Source organism: Phenylobacterium sp. (genome assembly GCF_046290725.1).
Taxonomy (GTDB): domain Bacteria; phylum Pseudomonadota; class Alphaproteobacteria; order Caulobacterales; family Caulobacteraceae; genus Phenylobacterium.
In genome coordinates this window covers 46,818-67,779 of sequence record NZ_JBKBUH010000003.1, presented here as the reverse complement: position 1 = coordinate 67,779, position 20,962 = coordinate 46,818, and the positions used below count along the sequence as shown (strand labels likewise).

8 protein-coding genes are annotated in these 20,962 nt (G+C 68.4%); 1 reads left to right on the top strand and 7 read right to left on the bottom strand.

Translation table 11 applies throughout. The features are described 5' to 3' along the window. Positions 1–14 precede the first annotated feature (14 nt). Positions 15–2,324, bottom strand: a complete 2,310-nt coding sequence (locus tag ACK41C_RS17300) for a TonB-dependent receptor (RefSeq protein ID WP_409656795.1) — start codon at positions 2,322–2,324, stop codon at positions 15–17. 212 nt (positions 2,325–2,536) lie between these two features. Here ACK41C_RS17300 and ACK41C_RS17295 point away from each other — a divergent pair, with 212 nt between their 5' ends. Next, on the top strand, positions 2,537–3,379 hold the full coding sequence (locus ACK41C_RS17295) for an SDR family oxidoreductase (RefSeq protein ID WP_409656794.1): 843 nt from the start codon (positions 2,537–2,539) through the stop codon (positions 3,377–3,379). A 25-nt stretch (positions 3,380–3,404) separates the two neighbouring features. Here ACK41C_RS17295 and treY read toward each other — a convergent pair whose 3' ends face one another. Genes treY through ACK41C_RS17265 form a run of 6 tightly spaced genes read right to left on the bottom strand, consistent with a single transcriptional unit; the run spans position 3,405 to position 20,562 of the window. After that, entirely contained in the window at positions 3,405–5,993 is a 2,589-nt protein-coding gene (gene treY, locus ACK41C_RS17290; RefSeq protein WP_409656792.1) for a malto-oligosyltrehalose synthase, read from the bottom strand. Further along, the gene (gene malQ, locus ACK41C_RS17285; RefSeq protein WP_409656790.1) at positions 5,990–7,993 is read right to left on the bottom strand and encodes a 4-alpha-glucanotransferase; all 2,004 of its coding nucleotides are present in this window, start codon (positions 7,991–7,993) and stop codon (positions 5,990–5,992) included. The genes treY and malQ overlap by 4 nt, the downstream gene beginning before the upstream one ends. Continuing rightward, positions 7,990–11,850, bottom strand: a complete 3,861-nt coding sequence (glgX, locus tag ACK41C_RS17280) for a glycogen debranching protein GlgX (protein ID WP_409656788.1) — start codon at positions 11,848–11,850, stop codon at positions 7,990–7,992. The genes malQ and glgX overlap by 4 nt, the downstream gene beginning before the upstream one ends. Continuing rightward, on the bottom strand, positions 11,847–14,039 hold the full coding sequence (glgB, locus tag ACK41C_RS17275; protein ID WP_409656786.1) for a 1,4-alpha-glucan branching protein GlgB: 2,193 nt from the start codon (positions 14,037–14,039) through the stop codon (positions 11,847–11,849). Before glgB ends, glgX begins: the two co-directional genes overlap by 4 nt. After that, a complete protein-coding gene (gene treS, locus ACK41C_RS17270; protein WP_409656784.1) occupies positions 14,036–17,263 on the bottom strand; it encodes a maltose alpha-D-glucosyltransferase in 3,228 nt (1,075 codons plus the stop codon). The genes glgB and treS overlap by 4 nt, the downstream gene beginning before the upstream one ends. Further along, positions 17,263–20,562 (bottom strand): maltotransferase domain-containing protein, encoded by a 3,300-nt coding sequence (locus tag ACK41C_RS17265; RefSeq protein WP_409656782.1) that lies wholly within the window; start codon positions 20,560–20,562, stop codon positions 17,263–17,265. Before ACK41C_RS17265 ends, treS begins: the two co-directional genes overlap by 1 nt. Positions 20,563–20,962 lie beyond the last annotated feature (400 nt).

Sequence of the window (20,962 nt, the reverse complement as noted above, 5' to 3'; positions counted from 1 at the left end):
CGCGATGGGCGGGATCAGAACTCATAGGTGAAGGTCAACCGGGCGTTCCGCCCGTCGCCCTTGTAGAGGAAGGCCCCCGACCGGTACGCGGCGATGTAGTACTCCTTGTCGGTGACGTTGCCGATGTTCAGCCGCGCCTCCAGGTCCCGGTTGATCCGATACGCCGCGAAGAGGTCGAGCACCGTGTAGGCCGGGATCGGCTGGGTGTAGCCCGAGGCGTTGAACCCTGCGGCGCTGTCGGGCTGACCGGCGTAGCGCTTGCTCTCGTACTTCACCGCGCCGCCGAAGTAGAAGTCTTCGGTCGCCTGGTAGCGCGCCTGCAGCGAGGCCGACTGGTCGGCGAAGTTGCTGAGCACCTTGCCGACGTTGGCCGGGGTGGCGGAGGCGAGGATCTCGCTTTCCATGAAGGTGACGCCGCCCTCGAGCGTCAGCTTCTCGGTCACCTCGCCGACGATCCCGAGCTCGATCCCCCGCACGCGGTTCTTGCCGGTGTTGAAGGTGCCCACGGCGCTGTAATCGGCGCCCTCCATCACGTCGGACTTGGTGGTCTGGAAGAGGGCTGCGGTCAGCAGCAGGCGCTCGTCGAAGACGTTCCACTTCGTGCCGATCTCGAAGTTCTGCGACCGCTCGGGCTTCGCGCCGGCCACGCGGCCGTTGAAGATCACCGTGCCGCCATAGCCGCTGCTGGTCCCCACGTCGGATTCGCCGCCGTTGATGTCGGCCGCGGTCGACCAGCTGGCGTAGATCATGCCGGCCTCGGTTAGCTTGTAGGTCACGCCGAACAGGCCGTTCCACAGGGTGTCGGAATAGTCGTAGCGGGCCTGGGCCAGCGTATTGGTGTTCTGGGTCCCCAGATCGAAGTCGAACCATTCGGCCCGGACGCCGGCGAAGACGGTCAGCCGGTCGGTCAGGTCGAAGGTGTCCATCACATAGGCCGAGGTGGTCTTCACCGCCCAGTCGATGTCCCACGGCCCCTTGACGATCTGGCGGTTCATCAGGGTGTTCAGGCCGTTGACCACCGCGCCGGAAGCCGTGTGGGCGCAGAAGCTGTTATACGCCGTCGCGTTGTTGCCGGTGGCGCAGTTGAAGGCGCCGGCGTTGGTCACGCGAAAGACGCCGTTCAGGACCTGATGGTCGGTGTATTCCAGGCCGATCACCAACTCATGGGTCCGGCCGAACAGCTCGGCGTCCCAGAAGAGGTTGGTCTGGTTGGCGAAGTACTCGACCTCCTGCCAGCCCTGGTGGGTGGAGAGGCTCGCAGCCGGATAGGACCCACCGGGCCCGCCCGCCGCGGTGGTGATCTGGCGCGCGCCGGTCACCACGTAGCGGTTGTCGGATTCGCCGTAGCGCATGAGGTTGGAGATGCGCAGGTTGGGCGCGAACTCGTACTTCAGGCGGGCCGTGAAGGTGTCGACATCGGACTTCAGGAAGTCCTGGGCCTGGGCGTAGACCGGTACGTGGCTGGCGGGGCGTCCGGCCACCAGGTAGCCGCCGAGGTCGGGCAGGTCCGAAGCGCGCAGGCCGTAATAGTCGAGCGTCAGGCTGAACTGGTCGGTCGGCGAATAGAGAGCCGAGAGCGCCAGGCCCGTGCGCTCGCGGTCGGCCGGGGCGCGGTCCGGAACTTCCTCATAGGCGTAGAGGGCGTTGGCGCGAACGGCGAAGCTGTCGCCGAACGAGCGGTTCACGTCGAGCGTCGCGCGCAGGTGCTGATCGGTTCCGACGCCCAGCGTCGCCTTGCCGAAGTTGAAGGCGGTGTTGGCCTGCTTGGTGATGGCGTTGATCGCCCCGCCCGCCGTGCCGCGGCCGGCGAAGGTGGAGTTCGGACCCTTGGAGATCTCCAGCTGCTCGATGGCGAAGCTCTCGCGCGTGGTCATGCCGGGGTCGCGCATCCCATCGACGAAGACGTCGCTCCGGGCCTCCTGGCCACGGATGATGTAGCGGTCGCCGAAGGCGTTGCCGTTCTCTCCGGTGCCGATGGTGATCCCAGGCTGGGCGTCGAGGATGCGGGCGAGGTCGGTGTAGCCGGAATCGGCGATCTGGGCGCCGGTCAGCACCTGGATCGTCTGGGGCGTCTCGGCGAGCGGCCGGGTGCGGCGCTCGTCGCCGGACGTGCGGGCCTTGTAGGGCACGCCGACCTCGGCGTTGGGATTGGGGTCGATGGCGGTGTCTTCCACCTTCACCGTCGCCAGCTGGGCGGCGTCCTGAGCCTGCACCGCGCCGGGCATCAGCATGGCGGCCGACAGGCCGAGCACGGCGGCGCCCGCGGCGCGCGGCGGCGCGCTCGCCCGGGACGTGCGAAGGCTGGGCAGGCTCGAAACACTCATATGGTCATCCCCCTGTTCGGCCGGTCGCGGCCACGGCAGGTGGAGGTGCTATTGCGAGTTATCCGCAGTTGCAACGGATAATTTGAGCCTAATTCTCATTTGCTCGCGAGGGTGGCGCCTGAAGGCGGTGACCGACCGCTCAAAGAGGCGCCCGCGCAGAACCCTTCCACACGGGAGCCGTTGAGCCGCAGCCAGACAGGAGCAACCGCCCAATGCCCGACGCCCCCCGCCAAGATCCCCCCGGCTCCGACCGCCGGCTGGAGCCCGCCGCCGATCATGGAGAGGAGACCTATCGCGGCTCCGGCAGGCTCGCTGGCCGCGCGGCTGTGATCACCGGCGGCGACAGTGGAATCGGCCGTGCGGTGGCCATCGCCTACGCCCGGGAAGGCGCAGACGTGCTCATCGCCTATCTGGACGAGCAGGAAGACGCCGACGCCCAGGACACCGCACGGCGGGTCGAGGAGGCCGGCCGAACGTGCGTCTTGATGCGGGGCGATCTGGCCGACCCTGCGCACTGCCGCGCGGTAATCGCCCGCGCCGTCCAGGCCTTCGGCCGCATCGACATCCTCGTCAACAACGCCGCGTTCCAACGCACCTACGAGACGCTCGAGGACATTCCCGACGAGGAGTGGGACTACACCTTCCGCACAAATATCGGCGCGATGTTCCACCTGTGCAAAGCCGCCGTGCCGCACATTCCGCCCGGCGGCTCGATCATCAACACCAGCTCGATCCAGTCGGACAACCCCAGTCCGATGCTGCTCGCCTACGCGGCGACCAAGGGCGCCATATCGAACTTCACGGCGGGTCTCGCCCAGCTCCTCGGGGAAAAGCAGATCCGCGTGAACGCCGTCGCGCCGGGACCGATCTGGACGCCGCTGATCCCCTCGACCATGCCGGAAGAGAAGGTGAAGTCGTTCGGGAAGGACACGCCCCTTGGCCGGCCGGGACAGCCGAAGGAGCTTGCCGGGATCTTCGTGCTGCTCGCCTCCGAGGAGGGCGCCTACATGAATGGCGGCGTCTATCCGGTGACCGGAGGCCGGCCGATGCTTTGAGCCGAAGCTGCCGGATCGCGCCGCCTCAGTTCGAAAGCAGGGCGACGGGAAACTGGGCGAAGAGGCGAGCCGCCTTGACGGCCCCGTCCCCTATTTCCTCCGTGGCGCCGAGCCGATCCCGCCACCGGCCCCGCCCAGACTCCGGCGTCAGGATCTCGGTGTCGCCCCACCAGTCGGCCGAGGGGGTCGGACGTTCTCTGCCGATTGCGCCGTCCGCGCACCGCAGCGCCGCCGCTGCGAGGACGAGATCGTCTCCGCGTCGCCGGGCGAAGGCGATCACCGAGCCGGCGCGCGCGCCTCGCACCGTGAGCGGGCGATAGTCGCCGCTCGCGAAGAGAGCCGGCTTCTCGGCCCGCAACCGCAGGGCCGCCGCAATCACGGCCTGTTTGACCGCGCCGCTCATCCAGTCGGCCATGAGCGCGTCCGGCGCGGCGCGGCGCGACAGGGCGGCGTCGCGGCTCGAAAAGTCGACCGGGCGACGGTTGTCGGGATCTACGAGGCTGAAGTCCCAGAACTCCGCGCCTTGGTAGGTGTCGGGGACACCTGGCGCAACGCACCGCAGGAACGCCTGGCTGAGCCCGTTGAGCGCCCCGGCCGGCGCGATCTTCCGCACGAAGGCGATCAGTTCGGCCCGGAATGTGGAGCCCGGCGCAAGGATCGCATGTACGAAGCTGCGGCAAAGCTGCTCATAGGCCTGGTCGGGCGAGACCCAGGAGGAGCGCAGCTTGGCCTCCCGCAGCGCCTTCTCCAGCCAGCCGCAGATCCGGTCGCGGAACGCCGCCAGCCCCCCCTCCCGGTCCGCAGCAAGATCGAGCGGCAGGGCGCCGGTCAGCATCTGATAGATGGCGTACTCGTCCGCCGGGTCGATCCCGTCGCTGAAGCGCTTGTTCAGCGCCGACCAGCGCCTGGCGTGGGCGATCCAGTCCTCCGGGATCTCGCTTAGGACCGCCAGGCGGGCGCGGACGTCTTCGCCGCGCTTATGGTCGTGGGTGGCGGTGGCGAGCATTGCGGCGGGATAGGCCTTTGCCCGTTCTAGAGAGGCCGCATGGAAGTCGCCCAGATCTGCGGCCAGCCTGCCTGGGTCGAACCCCACGTCATTCCGCGAAAGCAGCCGGCTGTACCGATAGAAGGCGGTGTCCTCCACCGCCTTGGCCGAGACCGGCGCGCTCAGCTGCTGGAACCGCCGAACCGCCTCGAGGCGCGCCTCGGCCGTTCCGGGCCCCTCCCCTGCCAACCAGGCGATGAGCTGGTCCAGAACAGGCCCTTCGCCGGCCCCCGCCACGGCCTTGGCCCTGTCGGCGGCGGCGCTCAGCAGCGCGCGGTCGGACAGAGCAGCCCCGTCGCCCGCGCCATAGGTTCGATAGGCCGGAAAGACGCTGAGCAGGGTGACGAGACCGCGCCGCAGCGCCGCGAGGCTGAAGTCGCGGGTGGCGATGTCCGCGCGGGCAAGCCGGTGGAAGGCCGCGCTTACGGCGTCCAGCTGCCCGGCGAATGCGCCGTTGACAACCTCGTGGCGCGCGGTCCGCTCTTCGGCCTCGAAGTCCTCCGAACGGCGCCCGACCTCCGCCCAGTAGCGGGTCAGCGGCTCACCGCCTCGCGGGTCGTGCAGCAGGGCGGCGACCTCGTTCATGAAGTCGTAGCCGGTCGTCCCGTCGCAGAGCCAGTCGGGCGGCAGCCGCTCGCCAGGCGCCAGGATCTTCTCCACGACGAAATAGGCGGGACCGGCAGGCGACCCTGCCGGCCGCTGCGGCTCCAGCGCCTCAAGGCGTGCGCGAACCTCGCGGCAATAGCGCCCGGGGTCGGCCAGGCCGTCGACGTGGTCGACCCGCAGCCCGTCGATCAGACCCTCGGCATAGAGGCGCAGCGGCAAGGCGTGCAGGGCCTCGAAAACTTCGGGGCGGTCGGTGCGCAGGCCGGCCAGTTCGGTGATGTCGAAGAAGCGTCGCCAGTTGATCTCGTCACCCGCTGTCCGCCACCACGCCAGCCGGAAGTTCTGGCGCTCCAGAAGATCGTGCAGACGCGCGCGTCCGGGCTCCGTGGCGGGGTCGAACCGCCGTATGCCCTCGGCCAAGACCGCTTGGCGGTCCTGCGGTCGGATCGGGAAGCGGTGGCGGCCGTAGGCGACGGCGGCCAACTGGCCATCGGGACCGGACTCCAGCCGGATATCGCCAGCCGCGAGCGCCTGGCCGTAGGGCGCGCCCAGGAACGGCGCCAGCACCTTGCCGTGCAGCGCCGCATCGGCCGGACGCCAGTCGATGTCGAAGAAGGCGGCGTAGGCGCTGGCCTCGCCATTCTCCAGCACGTCGAGCCACCACCGATTGTCGTCGCCGCCGACGGCCATGTGGTTGGGCACGATGTCGAGAATGACGCCGAGCCCTTCGGCCCGAAAAGCCCGGGCCAGCTCGCGGAACGCCTCCTCCCCGCCGAGTTCCGGATTGACCATCGTCGGGTCGACCACGTCATAGCCATGGGTGGAGCCTGACCGCGCCTTGGCGATGGGCGAGGCGTACAGGTGACTGATCCCGAGACGGGCGAGATAAGGCGCCAGCGGAACCGCATCGGCGAAGGTGAAGCCGGCGTGGAACTGCAGGCGATAGGCGGCTCGCGGGATCACGACGCCCGCCGTTCGTTGAGCGCGACGCTGCGCGCTTCACCCTCTGGCGTCGCGAACAGCGCCTCCGGCTCGGCGGGCAACCGCCGCCGCCAGTTCGGATGCTCGTCAAGTGTGCCGGGCAGGTTTGGCTGCTCCTCCAGGCCAAGCAGATCCTCCACGGGCAGGATCGCCAGCTTCGACGGCGACGAGGCGACGAACGCAAGGCCAGCTTCAACCGCCGGCGCGGCGTCGCTTTCGGGCGGCTCGCTCCCGGAGGCGCAGCCCGCGGCGACGCAAGCCTGCCAAAGCTTGCGCCGGTCGGCCGCGCGGCCACGGCGCGCCTCCGCCTCGCTTTCGAACTCACCTTTGCGGCCGAGTTTCACCTGCCAGTCGATGTCGCGCCCGCGCCACCAGCCCGCCAAGGTGGGCAGGTCGTGCGTGGAGGTCAGCGCCGCGGCTTCGGCGCTCCAGCTCTCGGGAGGGGTGAAGCCTCCCGTCTCCGTCCGTTCGAACCAAAGCACGCGCATGCCCATGACGCCCCGGTCGTCGAGCGCGTCGCGGAAGCCGTCGGGAACGGTGCCGAGATCTTCGCCCACCACGACCGCCCGAGCGCGAACGGATTCGAGCGCGATCAAACGCAGCAGGTCCTCGAACGGGTAAGTCAGATAGGCGCCTTCGGTGGGACCGGCCCCATGCGGCGTCAGCCACAGGCGCCGCAGACCCATGACGTGGTCGATCCTCACGCCGCCCGCATGGCGCATGGCGGCCCGCAGGACGGCCAGGAACGCTTCATAGCCGCTGTGCATCAGGGCATGGGGCGAGAAAGCCGCGATCCCCCAGTCCTGGCCTTCGGCCTGGAAGAAGTCTGGCGGCGCGCCGATGCTCACGCCCGGCAGCAGGTCCTGCGGACGCGACCAGGCGTGGCTGCCGCCGGCGTCCATTCCCACAGCGATGTCGGTGATCAGGCCAAGCGCCATACCAGCGGCTTTCGCCCGGCGCTGAGCGGCGGCGAGGCTGCGGTCGGCGAGCCACTGTAGAAAGATGTGGAACTCGACCTCGGCGGCGTTTTCACGCGCAAAAGCCGTAACCTTCGGGCTGCGCGCGTCTCGAAACGGCTCTGGCCAGGCCGGCCATCCGCCCCCGCCGGTTTCTTCGAAGAACTTCCCATGCAGAGCCTCGAACCGTGCATGCCCCTCCAGGTCGTCGCCGCCTGCGGCGCGAAACGCCTCGAAGTCGCCGCGACGGCCATCGGCGGTGGCGCGGAAGCGCTCGTAGAAGGCCCGCAGAGCCGCGAGGCGCTCCGGGATCGCTTCACGCCACTCGATGAGGTCCCCGCCCGAGGCGCCAGGCGCCAATCCCTCGACGAAAACGGCGGAAGGGTCGGCATAGAGAACGTTCAAAAAGAGGCGTGTGGACGGCGCGTAGGGCCCAAACCGCTTCGCATCGGCGGCGAACAGCGCATGGACAGGACTGATCGCTACGGCGTCGGCGCCCCGCTGGGCTGCGACTTCCGCAAACTCTCCGAGCACGCCGAAATCGCCGAACGGCTGCGGCGTCCGGCCCCGCAGAGCATAGACCTGAACGGCCGGCGCCCATATGCGCCGCCCCGGCGCGGCGTCATCGACAGCGAAGGCCCGCCTCGGCGCGATGGCCAGCGTGATCTCCCGCCCGCCGATCTCCAGCCGATGATAGCCGGCCTCGTCGATCGAGAGCGACGCGCCCTCGACCATCAGGTCCCGCACCTCCCCGCTTTCGAGAGAGAGCCGCGCAGGCCCTTGCAGGCCAAGGTCGATTGGCCGCCCGACATCGCCCGTGACGAAGGCGCGGAGGGCGCGGGCCCGTTCGGCCAGGCGCCTCCGGCTCTCGGCGATCTCCTTAAGGCTCCCAGCGGGGAGCCCCAGGGCGGCCAGGATCGCCCGAAGGCTTTCCGCCGCGACGGTCTGGGGCTGGCCGGAGGCGTCTTCCCATTCCACCAGGACGCCCGCTTCGACCGCCAGGGCCTGAAGTTCCCGGTCGCTCACGTGCCGGTCTCCAGCCAGGCGACAAGGGTCGCCGGCGCAAGCTCGCGGGCGGGCCCCTGGGCGCCGACAACCGCCAGCGGCTTCGCCTCCGGCCGCCGGACGAGGCGCACGGGCGCGGAGCCGAGATTGAGCGCCAAGGTCAGCCGCGCGCCGTCTTCCGCCCGCCATCGCGCGATGACGGCGGCCGGGCCGATGGCCTCCGCCCGTTCGATCCGCAGGCCGCTCAGGCGCGGCGCGATCTCGGCGGCTCGAATGTGAAGCAGGTCGCGGTACAGCCGCCGCCAGTCGGCCGCGTCCGGGCCGGGCTCAGGTCTGGAGCGCTCGAACGTCTCCGGGGCGTTCGGATCCGGGATCTGCTCGCGCATGGCCGGATCTGCAAACTGCGGGAAACTGGCGAACTCCGAGCGCCGGCCTTCCCGCACCGCCTGTCCGAGTTCCGGGTTGTGATCGGTGAAATAGAGGAAGGGCGTCTGACTGCCCGTCTCCTCGCCCATGAAGATCATCGGGATCTGAGGCGCCAACAGCGTGAGCGCGACGGCGGCCCGCAGAGCCTTCGGATCGGCGAGCGTCGTCAATCGCTCGCCCAGGGCGCGGTTGCCGATCTGATCATGGTTCTGGACGAAGTTGACGAAGGCTGTCGGCGGCAAGTGCTTGCTGGGCGTGCCGCGGGGTTCGCCCTTTCGGTGTCTGGACGGCTCGCCCTGATAGATGAAGCCTTCGGCGAGCGCCCGCGCCAGCCGTTCAGCCGGCTTGTCGGCATAGTCGCGGTAGTAGCCCCCGTCCTCTCCGGTCAGCATCACGTGCAGCACGTGATGGACGTCGTCGTTCCACTGCGCGTCGAAGTCGCCGGCCAGGTGGTCGGCGAGGTTGTCGTCGTTTTCCAGGATGAGATGCACGTGGCGGTCGGGTCCCGCGGCGGCGCGTACGGCCGCGCCCATCTCGTCGATCCAGTCGCGTTCCGAAATGGCGTGGACCGCGTCGAAACGCAGGCCGTCGAAGCGGTACTCCTGAATCCAGTAGAGGGCGTTCTCGATGAAGAACCGCCGAACCTCCGGACGCCGGAAGTCGATGGCCTCCCCCCAGGGCGTTTTCAGGTCGCTGCGGAAGACGTCCGGGGCGTAGGCGCTCAGATAATTCCCGTCTGGACCGAAGTGATTGTAGACCACGTCCAGGAAGACCATCAGCTCCAGTTCGTGGGCGCGGTCCACGAGAGCCTTCAGGTCCTCGGGTGTTCCATAGGCGCAGTCGGGGGCGAAGGGCAGCACGCCGTCATAGCCCCAGTTGCGGCCGCCGGGGAACTCGGCGATCGGCATCAGCTCTACGGCCGTAATCCCAAGCTCCTTCAGGGCGGGCAGCTGCTCGGCGAGACCCTGGAACCCGCCCATGAGGCCAGGGTGAAGCTCGTAGATCACGGCCTCTTCCCAAGGTCGGCCGCTCCAGCCGGGCGTGCGCCATTCATAGGCCCGGGGGTCGATCACCACGCTCGCCTCGTGGGCGTCGCCCGCCTGACGCCGAGAGGCCGGATCGGGAACGGCCAGGCCGCTGTCGAGGCGATAACGATAGCGCGCGCCGGCTCCACAAGGCGCTTCGGCTTCGAACCAGCCGCCCGCGAGGCTGCGCATCGGGATGCGCTCCAGGCCCTCCACCTCGAGCATCACGGCGCGGCGCGCCGGCGCCCAGAAGCGGAACCGCGTGCGTGCATCCTCCAGCACCGTGGCCCCGAACGGCAGCTCGTGGGCGAAGCGCTCGGTCTGGTGCGCAGGCTCCGGCGAGCTGGCGAGCAGGATCGCGCTCTGGGCGGGAACTTCGAGATGATCGGTGCTGAGCGCACTCTCCGGGGTGTCTGGACGACTGCTGTCGGCCAGGATGCGGGTTCCGACCAACGGATGCGGCAGGGTGAAGACCAGCGGATCGGGCGAGGCGTTGAGCACGAGCATCACCAGATCGGTTCGCCCGTCTTCGCGCGTGGCGGCCCGACGCATGACAAGGGCGTGCGCTTCCGGGTTCTGCCAGTCCTCCGGCGAAAGCCGGCGCCCGCGCTCATCGAACCAGTCCAGGTCCAGCACGCCGGGCGCCAGCTCCTCGCGTCCGTGGAGAAATTGCGGAGGCCTTAGCGCCGGGTGTTCCTTGCGCAGGGCGATCAGGCGGGAGACGAAGCGGATCAAGGCCTCGCCTTCCGGACTGCGGGCCTGTTCCCAATCCAGCCAGGAAATCTCGTTGTCCTGGCAGTAGGCGTTGTTGTTTCCCTGCTGGGTGCGCCCGAACTCATCGCCGGCCAGCAGCATCGGGGTGCCCATGGCGGCGAACACGGTCATGAGCATCGAGCGCTGCACACGACCGCGAACCGCCAGGATCTCGGGATCGTCGGTCCCGCCCTCTACGCCCCAGTTGCAGGTGTAGTTTTCGCCGTGCCCGTCGCGATTGTCCTCGCCGTTGGCCTCATTGCGCCGCTCTTCGTAGGCCGTGACGTCCGCCAGCGTGAAACCGTCGTGGGAGGCGGCGTAGTTGATTGAGGCCCAAGGCCTGCGTGCGCGCCTGTCGAACAAGTCGCCTGAGCCTGAAAGCCGTGCGGCCATATCGGGCCGCATCCCCGGATCGCCGCGCCAGAAGCGGCGGACCCCATCGCGGAAACGGTCGTTCCACTCGGCGAAGCTCGGAGGATGATGACCGAGCTGATAACCGCCGGGGCCGATATCCCACGGCTCGGAGATGAGCTTCAGCCTCTGCAGGACGGGGTCCTGCCGCAAGACGTCGAAGAAGCCGGCTTCCGGATCGAAACCATACCGTTCCCGCCCCAGGGTGACCCCAAGATCGAACCGGAAACCGTCAATGCCGAAGGATGTCGCCCAGTACCGCAGGGAGTCGGCGACCAGTTGCAGCACCCGCGCGTGCGACAGGTCCACAGTATTGCCGGTGCCGGTGTCGTTGACGCAGTAGCGGGGCTCGTCGTCGACCAGGCGGTAGTAGGTGGCGTTGTCCAGCCCGCGGAAGGAAAGGGTGGGGCCGCGTTCGCTCCCCTCTGCGGTATGGTTGTAGACGACGTCTAGGATCACCTCGATGCCGGCGGCGTGCAGCCGGCGCACCGCCATCCGCAGCTCGTTATGGTCGCCCGTGGAGAGGTAACGCCCCTCCGGGGCGAAGAAGCTCAAGGTGTTGTATCCCCAATAGTTGGAGAGCCCCTTCTCCTGCAGCACGCGGTCCTGCACGTAGGCGTGGATCGGCAGGAGCTCGACGGCGGTGACGCCGAGCCGCTGCAGATATTCGATGGTTTTCGGGTGCGAGAGCGCGGCGAAAGTCCCTCGCTCCGGCGGCAGGACCTCGTCGAAAAGCTTGGTCAAACCGCGCACGTGGCACTCGTAGATCACCGTCTCCGACCAGGGCGTGTTCGGCCGCTTGTCGCCGCTCCAGTCGAAGGTGTTGGCCATCACCACGCCCTTGGGCATGGCGGGCGCGCTGTCGCGGCGGTCGAAGGTCAGGTCGGCCCGAGCCGAATTGACGCGATAGCCGAACAGCGCGTCGGTCCACCGAAGTTCGCCCGCCACACCCTTCGCATAGGGGTCGAGAAGCAGCTTGTTGGGATTGAACCGATGGCCTTCCAGGGGGGCGTAGCGGCCGTAGGCGCGATAGCCGTAGAGTAGGCCCGGCTTGGCTTCGGGGAGATAGCCGTGCCAGACCTCGTCGGTGCATTCGGGCAGTTCGTAGCGGGAGATCTCCCGCCGGCCCGTCCGCTCGAAGACACAAAGCTCGATCTTCTCGGCATGGGCGGAGAACACGGCGAAGTTCACGCCCAGGCCGTCGAACGTCGCTCCGAGGGGATAGGGAGAACCGCCCTCGAGACGATCAGGCAAGATGATCAAGCAACAGTCCCTTCATAGCGCAGGACGATCGCGCCGAGGGGTGGAAGGACCAGGCTCAGCGAGTTCGGCTGACCCTGACAGGGGGCCGGCTCGGCATGAACTTCTCCGCCGTTGCCGACGTTCCCGCCGCCGTAGTCGGCGGAGTCGGTATTTAGAACCTCCCGCCAAAGACCAGCCTTTGGCGCACCGATCCGGTAGGCGTGGCGCGGCTCGGGCGTCATGTTCGCCACGAAGATCAGCGGGGGCGAGGCGTCCGCCGCCTGCCGAAGATAGGCCAGGACGCTGGCGGTCGGATCGTTGGCAAGCCACTGGAAGCCCTCCGGCCGGGCGTCCGTCCGGTGGAGCGCGCGTTCCTCGCCATAGAGACGGTTGAGGTCGCGGACCAAGCGCTGAACGCCCGCATGGTCGCCTTGGGCCAGCAGATCCCAGGGAATCTCGGCGTCGTGGTTCCACTCCGACTCCTGGCCAAGTTCGCCGCCCATGAAGAGCAGCTTCTTGCCCGGATGGGTCCACATGAACGCCAGGTAGGCGCGAAGATTGGCGAACTTCCGCCAGCGGTCGCCGGGCATTTTGCCCAGCAGCGAGCCTTTGCCGTGCACCACCTCGTCGTGGGAGATCGGCAGGACGAAGTTCTCGGTGAAGGCGTAGACGAGGCCAAAGGTCATCTGGCCGTGGTGCCAGGATCGATAGACCGGATCCCGCTCCATGTAGGACAGGGTGTCGTGCATCCACCCCATGTTCCACTTGTAGGAAAAGCCCAGTCCGCCTTCTGAGACAGGCGCCGAAACGCCCGGCCAGGCCGTCGACTCCTCGGCGATGGTGACCGCGCCCGGACACCGCTCGGCGATCACGCCGTTCAAGCGGCGTAGGAACTCGATGGACTCGAGATTTTCCCGCCCGCCGTAACGATTGGGCACCCACTGACCCGCCTCGCGGCTGTAGTCGCGGTAGAGCATCGAGGCGACCGCATCGACGCGTAAGCCGTCGATGTGGAAGGTCTCCAGCCAATAGAGGGCGCTGGCGATCAGGAACCCGGAAACCTCGCGCCGACCGAGATTGTAGATCAGCGTGTTCCAATCCTGGTGGAAGCCTTCCCGCGGGTCGGCGTGCTCGTAGAGGGCGGTCCCATCGAACTCCGCCAGGCCATGCGGATCGGTCGGAAAGTGCGCCGGCACCCAGTCGAGGATCACGCCGAGTCCCGACCTGTGGCAGGCGTCGACGAAACGGGCGAAGCCCTCGGGCGCTCCGAACCGGGCGCTGGGGGCGAACTGCGACAGCGGCTGATACCCCCACGATCCGCCGAAGGGGTGCTCCATGATCGGCAGCAGCTCGACGTGGGTGAAGCCGAGTTCGCTGGCATAGGGGATCAGCCGCTCGGCCAAGGCGTCCCAGTCGATCACGCCGTCGGGCCGCCCCTGCGGCCGAAGCCAGGATGCGGCGTGCACCTCATAGATCGCCATCGGGGCGTCCGGGCGTTGCCGAGCGCCCCTCTCGGCCATCCAGTCGGCGTCGGTCCAGTTGAAGCGCCAACTCGGCGCGACAATCGACGCCGTGGCCGGGGGCGCTTCGGTCATTCGGGCCAGCGGGTCGGCCTTGGCCGGCAGCGTCTGCCCGCCCGCCCCGACGATCTCGAACTTGTAGCGCTCCCCAGGCCGAAGACGCGGCACGAACAGTTCCCACACGCCCGCCGGATGGCGCAGCCGCATGGGATGCCGGCGGCCGTCCCAGGCGTTGAAGTCGCCGACAACGGAGACGCGCCGGGCGTTCGGAGCCCAGACCGAGAACCCCACGCCCTCGACGCCCTCATGGGTCAGGGGCTGAGCGCCCATGCGCTCGGCAAGCTTCCAGTGCGCGCCTTCCAGGAAGAGATGGAGGTCCAGATCACCGAGCAGGAGGCCGAAGGCGTAGGGATCCTCGGTTTCCTGCACGCCGTCCGGCCAGTGGATACGCAGCACGTAGGCCCCCTCGCCGGCGATACGGCCGGCAAACAGGCCAGGCGCCTCTTCGCGCAGTTCGATGGCGTCATGTCCGAGCGCCGCCACTTCGACCCGTCCCGCGCCCGGCTGGAAGGTCCGGACAAGTCGCCCCTCCGCGTCGCGGTGAGGCCCCAGGAAGGCGAAGGGATCGGTGATCCGCCCCTCCATCAGGGCCGCGGTCAGGGCGTTGAAATCGGAGGTCCAGGCGTTCATGCGGACGATCCTCCCGTCAGTCGGGCGGCGACGGCGGCCAGGCCCCGGGCGGGCACGCCGATCCAGCCAGGGCGGTTGGCCGCCTCATAGGCGACCTCGTAGGACGCTTTCTCCAGAAGGAAGAGGTCGAGCAAACCCGGGGGAATGGCGCCGCCGCCCTCTTGATAGCCCTCCAGGAAGGCGTCGGCCGCAAGCGCCCGGAACTGCTCGAGCACGGCGGAGGCGCGCTCTGCCACCTCCGACCCCATGGCTTCGATGGTCTTCTCGGCCATCGCCGCGGCGTAGTCGAAAGACCGCAGAATCCCCGCCACATCGCGCATGGGGCTCGTCTTGGCGCGCCGCGCCTCCAGGCTTTTGGCCGGTTCGCCCTCGAAGTCGATGAACCGGACCTCGCCGCCGGCCACGAGGATCTGGCCAAGGTGGAGGTCTCCATGCACCCGGGTCACCGGCGTTCCCAAGCCTCCCCGCGCAAGCTCGTCGACCTTCGCCCGCAAGGCCTCCTGGGCGGCGAGGAGCGGCTCAATGACGGCTCGCAACTCGCCCAGGCGTTCGTTCTGGGCGAGCACGCCCAGCGCCGCCGACAGCTCGTGCGAGACCTGGGCGCGCCACCCCTCCACCACCGCCTCGTCGGCAGCCTGTGGGGCGAAGGCGGGGTCGTCGGTGGGGAGCGCCAGGGTCGCGTGCATTTCGGCCAGGCTCTGGCCCAAAGTCCGCGCGAAGGCGGCGTAGGAGGCGAACGCCGTCTCCCCGCCAGACGCCACCGCGTGGTCGTCGATCGCCCGGTGCAGATATTCGAGGGTCCAGCCCCAGCCGTCGCCCTGATTGTAGACGAAGCCCTGCACGACCATCAGCGTATGGGGCGTTCCCTCCGGCCCCAGACGCCGCACCTCGCCCATCAGCGGCGGGATGTGAGGGAAGCCGCGTTCGGTGAGAACCCGAGTCATCTCCGCTTCCGGATGGACGCCTGGCGTCACCTTGCGCAGCAGCTTCAGAACCGCCTTGCGGTCGACGATCACCGAGCTGTTGCTCTGCTCGGCGCCCGACCATTCGATCTGAGGGTCTTCGCCAAGATCGAATGCGGCCGTCGCGTCGAACTGCAGCTCCCCATGCGGGGTCAGAAGGCGTGCATGGTTGCGCAGGCCCTCCAGGACGGCCCGAACGAACTCGGAGGTCATGAAGGCGTCGGTCAGGTCCCCGACCCGCGGGCCGCGACGAACCCGCGCCAAGGCGAGGTTGTGCGCAAAGGGATCGTTCAGGTCGTCTTCCCACACCACACCCAAGGGCAGGGTGTAGATGGCCGAACCCGCCGTCGTGGCGAGCTCGACCTCGGCCAGAACCTGGTCGACGCCCCCCGGCAGCGGCGAGAAGTGGAGCATCTTGGCGGATGCGAAAGCCGCATCCTTGCCCTGGAACCACCGGCGCGCCGGCGCCCAGGCCGGCAGGATCTCTTGCTCCAGGACATGCCGATGAGGGGCCGTCAGAAGGGACGCGACGCCGCCTCGCAGCACGAAGGTATGCTGCTCCGGCGAAGCGCCGGCCGGGGCCGTGCTCCAGTTTGGCCCCTCAGCGTCCTCGCAGAGCTCGAACCAGTAGAAGCCGTAAGGCGGCAGGGTCAGCAGATAGGTCAGCTGCCCGATCGCGGGAAAGGGCGTCTGGCCGCTCATCTCGATCGGCACGCGGCCGGCGAACTCGGAGAGGTCGAGCTCCACCGCCTGGGCGGTTCGGGAGACATTGGCCACGCAAAGAATGGTTTCCCCGCCGTGGTCGCGCAGATAGGCCAGCACCTTTCGGTTCTGAGGGCGCAGAAAGCGCAGGCTTCCGCGCCCGAACGCCTGATGCCGGCGACGCACGGCCAACATTCGGCGCAGCCAGTTGAGCAGGGAGTGGCTATCCCGGGACTGCGCCTCGACATTTACGGCTTCGTATCCGTAAAGCGGGTCCATGATCGCCGGGAGGGTGAGGCCCGCCGGATCGGCCTTCGAGAAGCCGCCGTTGCGGTCGGGCGACCACTGCATCGGCGTGCGCACGCCGTCGCGGTCGCCCAGATAGATGTTGTCGCCCATGCCGATCTCGTCGCCGTAATAGATCACCGGCGTGCCCGGCATGGTCAGCAGCAGGCAGTTCATCAGCTCGATGCGCCGCCGATCGCGCTCCATCAGCGGCGCCAGCCTGCGGCGGATGCCGAGGTTGATCCGCGCCCGCCGGTCGGCGGCGTAGACGCTCCAGAGGTAGTCCCGCTCCTTGTTGGTGACCATTTCGAGCGTCAGCTCGTCGTGGTTGCGCAGGAAGATCGCCCACTGGCAGGTCTCCGGAATATCCGGGGTCTGCCGCATGATGTCGGTGATCGGAAACCGGTCCTCCTGGGCGATGGCCATGTACATCCGCGGCATCAGCGGGAAGTGGAAGGCCATGTGGCATTCGTCGCCGTCGCCGAAATACTGCTGGGTGTCCTCCGGCCATTGGTTGGCTTCGGCCAGAAGCATCCGGTTCTTGTAACTGGCGTCGAGCGCCGCCCGGATCTTCTTCAGGACCTCGTGGGTCTCGGGCAGGTTCTCGTTGTTGGTGCCCTCGCGCTCGATCAGATAGGGGATCGCATCCAGGCGCAGGCCGTCGATCCCCGCGTCCAGCCAGAAGCGCATGACGTCCAGCACCTCTTCGAGAACCTTGGGGTTGTCGAAGTTCAGATCGGGCTGGTGGGAATAGAAGCGGTGCCAGAAATAGGCGCCGGCCACCGGATCCCATGTCCAGTTGGAGTGCTCGGTGTCGAGGAAGATGATCCGGGTTTCCGGAAACGTCGTATCGGTGTCCGACCACACGTAGTAGTCGCGTTCCGGCGAGCCGGGCGGCGCACGCCTGGCGGCCTGAAACCATGGGTGCTGGTCGGAGGTGTGATTGATCACCAGCTCGGTGATCACCCGCATCCCGCGGGCATGGGCCTCGTCGATGAAGCGCTTGGCGTCCTCGAAGGTGCCGTATTCCGGATGAACGCCCTGGTAGTCGGCGATATCGTACCCGTCGTCCCGACGAGGTGAGGGGTAGAAGGGCAGGAGCCAGATCGCCGTGACGCCCAGGCTGGCGATGTAGTCGAGCTTGGCGATCAGACCCGGGAAGTCGCCGACGCCGTCGTCATTGGCGTCAAAGAACGATTTGATGTGCAGCTGGTAGATGACCGCGTCCTTGTACCAGAGCGGATCGTCGGGCGGCGCGCTGGCGTCGTCGGCCATCACGCCCTCCCCTGCGGCTGAACGCGCCAGATCGCGTAGGGCTGGCCCGGGTCGAGCCGCACGCGCTGCCACTTGCCGCGCCAGACGAAGCGGTGGTCGCCGACCAGGTCTTCCACCTCCAAGGCCCCGTCGTCGGGAAGGCCGAAGGTCCAGAGCGGCAGCTCGATTTCGCTCTCGTGGACACCGTGCGGATCGAGATTGATCGCCACCAGGATCACATCCCCGCCGCCCGGGCTCGGCTTGGCGAAGTAAAGGACGTTCTCGTTCGAAGATGCGTGGAAGACGACGTTCAGGTGGCTCTGCAGAGCCGGATGGCCCTTACGCAGGCGATTGAGCCGCGTGATCTCGGCGATGATGTTGCCTGGCGCGTTCCAATCGCGCGGGCGGATCTCGAACTTCTCGGAGTCCTTGTACTCCTCCTTGCCCGGCAGGGGTTCGTATTCGCACAGCTCGAAGCCGGAATAGACCCCCCAGAGGCCCGACAAGGTGGCGGCCAGCGCCGCGCGGATCAGGAAGCCGGCGCGGCCCGACGTCTGCAGGAAATACGGGTTGATGTCGGGCGTGTTGACGAAGAAGTGGGGCCGGAAAAATTCCTTCGGCGCCGTGGTGGTCAGCTCCGTCAGATAGTCTGTGAACTCCTGCTTGGTGTGGCGCCAGGTGAAGTAGGTGTAGGACTGCGAGAAGCCGAGCTTGGCGAGCCGGTACATCACCTTTGGCCGCGTGAAGGCTTCCGACAGGAAGATCACGTCGGGATGCGCCGAGCGGACCTCGCGGATCATCCACTCCCAGAACGGGAACGGCTTGGTGTGCGGGTTGTCGACCCGGAAAGTCCGGACGCCTTCCTTCACCCATAGCAAGACGATGTCGCGCAGGGCGAGCCACAGGTCCGGGACCGCCGCGTCCTTGTAGAAGTCGACATTGACGATGTCCTGGTACTTCTTGGGCGGGTTCTCGGCGTATTTGATGGTCCCGTCCGGCCGCCAGTCGAACCAGTCCGGATGCTCCTTCAGCCAAGGATGGTCCGGCGAGCATTGGATGGCGAAGTCCAGGGCGATCTCCAGGCCATGTTCCCGGGCCGCGGCCACCAGCCGGCGGAAATCCTCGAACGTGCCGAGTTGGGGGTGAATGGCCTCGTGGCCGCCCTCCTCCGCCCCGATCGCATAGGGGCTGCCCGGATCGCCCGGCTCGGCGGTGAGCGTGTTGTTTCGTCCCTTGCGGTGCTTGCGCCCGATCGGGTGGATCGGCGGGAAGTAGAGGACGTCGAACCCCATGGCCCGGATCGCCGGCAGGCGGGCGATGACGTCGTCGAAGGTCCCATGCCGGTTCGGATCATCGGTCTGGGAGCGTGGGAAAAGCTCGTACCAACTGGCGAAGCGGGCGGCGAGGCGCTCGGCGTCGACCAGCTGTCCCGGCTCGTAGCAGAGGCGGAACGGCCGCTCGTCGGCCCGGTTCATCAGCTCGGCGGTTTCAGCGTCCAGCAGGACCTCGGCCCGATCCGTCTCGGATGCGGCCGCCAGGGCCGCCAGCCTTGCCTCCAGCGCGGCCTGGAGCTCGCCGGACGTGCGGGCGGCCGCCGCGGCGATCAGCTGGCGCCCTTCGTCCAGGTCCACCGCCTGAGCTACGCCGGCCTCGAGCTTCTTGGAGAGGTCGCGCCGATAGCCGCCATAGACGTCGAGCCAGGCCTCGACCGTGAACTGATGGCGCCCGAGGCGCTCGAGCGGGAAGCTCGCCCGCCACCGATCGTTGCCCAGCGGCTCCATTCGCGTGGTGCGCCAGTCCGGCTCGTCCAGGGCCCGCCAGCGAAGCTCGGCGGCGAGCTGCTCGTGTCCGTCGCCATAGACGTCGGCCTCGACGCTCACCCAGTCGCCGACGACGCGCTTGACCGCGAAAACTCCGCCATCCACCCGCGGACGAATGTCCTCGACCACCAGGCGTGGCGCACGGCCGGCGTTCTTCGCCCCCTGTTTGGCGAAGCGCGAGGGCAGCACCACCGGCTTGCCTCGCCGGGCGCCCAAGAGCCGCACCTCGCCGGGGGCCAGTTGGGCGAAGGGGTCGCCGCCGCCGTCGAGCCGACGGAACGGTTCGAAGACCCCGCCCGCGGCTGGCAAGATCTCGCCGGGCGCGACCTGAGCCTCCTCGGTCAGGCTCGGATTGATCAGCACAAGCAAGGCGCCCTCGGCGGTGCGCACATCCGGACCCGTGGCCCGCAGCAGCGCCGTCGCCGGCGCGCCGGGGCCTGAGAGCAGGCGCATCTCGCCGTCGAACTGGGCCACCTCACCGCAGAGGCGATTGGCGGCGCGGATCTCATCGTCGAGATCGACGAGGCCGTGGCCGCACGCCTGCGCCAAGCCGTCCGCGGGCGGCGCGGCCGGATCGAGCGCCAGGCGGGCGGCGCGCTCGAAGCCCATGGGCAGCAGCAGGCCGGCCGAGGTGGCTACGGCCACCGACAGCGCGCGACGATAGGCCGTCGAGAGATCGCCGTCGGTTTGAGCCGCCAGTCTGGGCCCGAAGGGCGCCTCCGGTGCGGCGATCAAGGGAGCGACCCGGCGCAGGTCCTCGTGCTCCTCCACCAGCCACCGCGCGCGCGTGTCCCACCATGCGATCGAGGAGATCAGGTGATCGAAGCCGCAGCCTTCCAAGGCAAGCGCCGCGCCGCGGTCCATGCCTGGCGTGTCGGCGATCGCCGTCAGATCGGGGCGTTCGGCTCGGAGCCGCGACAGCAGATCGCGCCAGAACCCCGGCTCGGCCTGATCGGTTCGCAGCACGCGGAAGCCCCCAAGCCCCGCCGCGAGCCACGCCCGCCCCTGCGACGCGAACCAGTCGAGGAACTCCGAAGCGGCGGCGGGATCGCGCAGTCGAGCGAGCGCCACCCCCCGCGGCGGGCCGGGCCGGCGGGGATCTACCGGCCCATCGCCGGCGCCGCGCCGACGGTAGGCGAACAGCTCCGGCCGCGCTGCGACGAGAGCGTGTTCGGCGTCGAACCGCTGCACATCCAGATCCATGAGGAGCCGCAGCCCTCGCCCGCGGCAGGCTTCTGCGATCTTGGCGATCGCGTCGGGCGCACCCAGGGTTTCGCCCCAAAGCTGCGCACGCTCGTGGTCGCGCGGGTGAAAGACGCCGCCGTCGGCGCCCGGTTCGAACAGGGGCGAGACGAGGACTTGGTCGAAGCCCAGGTCGCGAGCATGGTCGAGAAGCCGTTCCATCCCTTCGCGGCCGCCGACCAGACGGTGATGGACGTAGTATATGCGAGGCGCGGCCCCTTCCTTCGGGGCGCCCTCATAGGCGGTCGCAATGGTCATCAAGCACTGGCCCTTGGTAGCCGCACTGAGCGGCCGCCGACGCTCCCGAAACGGCGCGCAAGGGTTGATCGTTCCTGGCGCTCAAAGCCGCGCGGAGGTCGCTTGGGGAAAAAAGTCGCTGCGGGCCGATCTTTTCGCGGGAAAGCCGCCGCGGCCCTCGGCCGACCGCAACGCACTTGCGACTTGAAGCCGGGCCGCCGGCCAAGTCTAACCGCTGGGCGCCACCCTAGGGAGGGTCGAAGCGCATCGGCTCTGCCAAATGGCGACAACGCCACCGCAGCACAGAATCAAGCTTAGCCGAAGCTTGAGCTTTCCGCGCGCGACAAACTGCCTCGCCACGCTCACGCTTCGGCGCGCATACCCCTAAGGTCGGCTGGCGCTTCCCGGCGCGCCGCCGGGA

What these genes read in the sequence shown, in the direction of transcription:
- glgB (WP_409656786.1), bottom strand. Translation starts at nt 14,039, where the DNA reads ATGAACGCCTGGACCTCCGATTTCAACGCCCTGACCGCGGCCCTGATG.
- ACK41C_RS17265 (WP_409656782.1), bottom strand. Translation starts at nt 20,562, where the DNA reads ATGACCATTGCGACCGCCTATGAGGGCGCCCCGAAGGAAGGGGCCGCG.
- ACK41C_RS17300 (WP_409656795.1), bottom strand. Translation starts at nt 2,324, where the DNA reads ATGAGTGTTTCGAGCCTGCCCAGCCTTCGCACGTCCCGGGCGAGCGCG.
- ACK41C_RS17295 (WP_409656794.1), top strand. Translation starts at nt 2,537, where the DNA reads ATGCCCGACGCCCCCCGCCAAGATCCCCCCGGCTCCGACCGCCGGCTG.
- treS (WP_409656784.1), bottom strand. Translation starts at nt 17,263, where the DNA reads ATGGCCGACGACGCCAGCGCGCCGCCCGACGATCCGCTCTGGTACAAG.